We start from the raw sequence: 1,742 nt of genomic DNA on the forward strand, positions 1-1,742 counted from the left end.
CGGCGCGGCTTAACTCAGGTGTTAGGCCTCAGATGGAAATCGTCGCGCAAGCGGATTACAACTGGACACTTCTCGCAGATGAAGCACGAAAGTACTTCAGCGCTCTTGGCGGTGGCGTGGCCGCGTACGTCATAGACGTTGAGCTCAGTTCTGAGGAGGCAGCAGCTTTGGCTGTTGGCATGCCGCGCGCTGCGAATGATCTTGCAGACAGGGTTCGGCGCAATGAGCCCGCGTACCGTGAAAGACATATCCCGGACTTTTCCGCGCGTGAAGATGTCCGCTTAGCGGGTCTCAGGTGGCGCAAAGCGCGCCGGGCTGAGGCCTAACAATTCGTCCAAGCCGACGCCGCTTCGCGGCGCGGCTTAACTCAGGTGTTAGGCCTCATGGCGAAACCACAGCGACTCCAGAAGGCATTCGCGGTCGCCGCTGCGCTCGCACTGTTCCTGGTATTGGTTTGGGGGTTAGTGTCATGGCTGCAGCGCGGCTACCACCGCGTAGGCGAAAGTGAGCCCTTGACGTGGCTATTCGGTATAGGCGCTATGAGTGGCGCGCTTTGGCTAGTCGCACTCGCGCTGATCCCCGTCGTAGCTGCTGTGGTACTGGGCCTGCCAGCTGTCGTGCTTCGTATCTTGTGGCCCAAGAGCACCGCGTCCAGTCGTCTCGCTCGCGGCACCGGGACGTCCGGAGGTCCGCCTCCGCTGCCCCCGCTGCATCATCCGCTCTTTGTAAAATGGCGGCAGCGCAAGTGAGGTTTCAGCGGCGGTTGGCCGTATCCATCGCTGAGGCCTAACAATTCGTCCAAGCCGACGCCGCGTCGCGGCGCGGCTTAACTCAGGTGTTAGGCCACATGAAGCGCTGCGCAGCAATCGGTGTCCTCCTTCTCGCCGGCTGCGGAAGTCGGTTTGCTGCTGTGCCCACAAGCTTACATACCGCGTCGCTGGTTCCGTCGCAGTGCGAGTCTGGTGAGCCTGCAGTCACCCTCTGGGCCATTACTGCATTGGCAACGGGGGAAACGAAAGAATTCAATCTCGCAGAGCCGCCGGTATCAGGCCCAGTGCACTTGCGTCCCGGGCGCTACGAGATTGAGGCGGGCTGCAACCGCTCAACTGACTCATGCGGCCGCATGCTTGGTTGGGTGCACCTGGACGGCGCTCCTACCGCTCGTGTGAAGATCGCTGCCGGGGAGCAGGTGCGCGTAGATTGCGACGCTTCCACGGCTGCACTTAAAGTTGGGAAGTAGTGGCCTAACAATTCGTCCAAGCCGACGCCGCTTCGCGGCGCGGCTTAACTCAGGTGTTAGATGGCTATGCAGCAGCCAAGCACTCGCCCTATCAAATGCAAACTTGCGGGTGCCTTTGTCGCGCTGAGTGCTCTTACGGCTTGTGACAGCGGCGTGCACCTAACGGCCCAGATAGTGGATTCAACCGGAGTGGGCATTCCTCACGCCCGCGTCGCAAGGTTTAGGGGCACAGCGCCGATCGAGTACGAGGGAACGGCCGATACCACGGGCTGTGTTTCCCTAGGTGGAATTACGGGATCTAATCCTTACTACTTCACTACGTTGGTCGAGGCGACTGGGTACAAGCCCCTGCGCCTAGAGATTCCTACTAAGGAAAGCGTTTGGCGTATTGTCCTCGCCAAGCAATCAGAGGCTCTTGCCAGCCGTGCCACTGAACTGGAAAAGCACGCTGCTGAAAGTCCGTGTGGCGCCATCTAACAATTCGTCCAAGCCGACGCCGCTT

Annotated in this window: 1 protein-coding gene; it reads left to right on the forward strand. The window is 60.2% G+C overall.

Annotated elements, in window-relative coordinates:
- Positions 1-326: hypothetical protein (locus EVS83_RS15955; RefSeq protein WP_208108778.1), on the forward strand; the 326-nt coding region annotated here is incomplete at its 5' end.
- Positions 327-1,742 lie beyond the last annotated feature (1,416 nt).

Origin of the sequence: Cognatilysobacter terrigena (assembly GCF_004361065.1) — a bacterium.
In the GTDB taxonomy this organism is placed as follows: Bacteria; Pseudomonadota; Gammaproteobacteria; order Xanthomonadales; family Xanthomonadaceae; genus Cognatilysobacter; species Cognatilysobacter terrigena.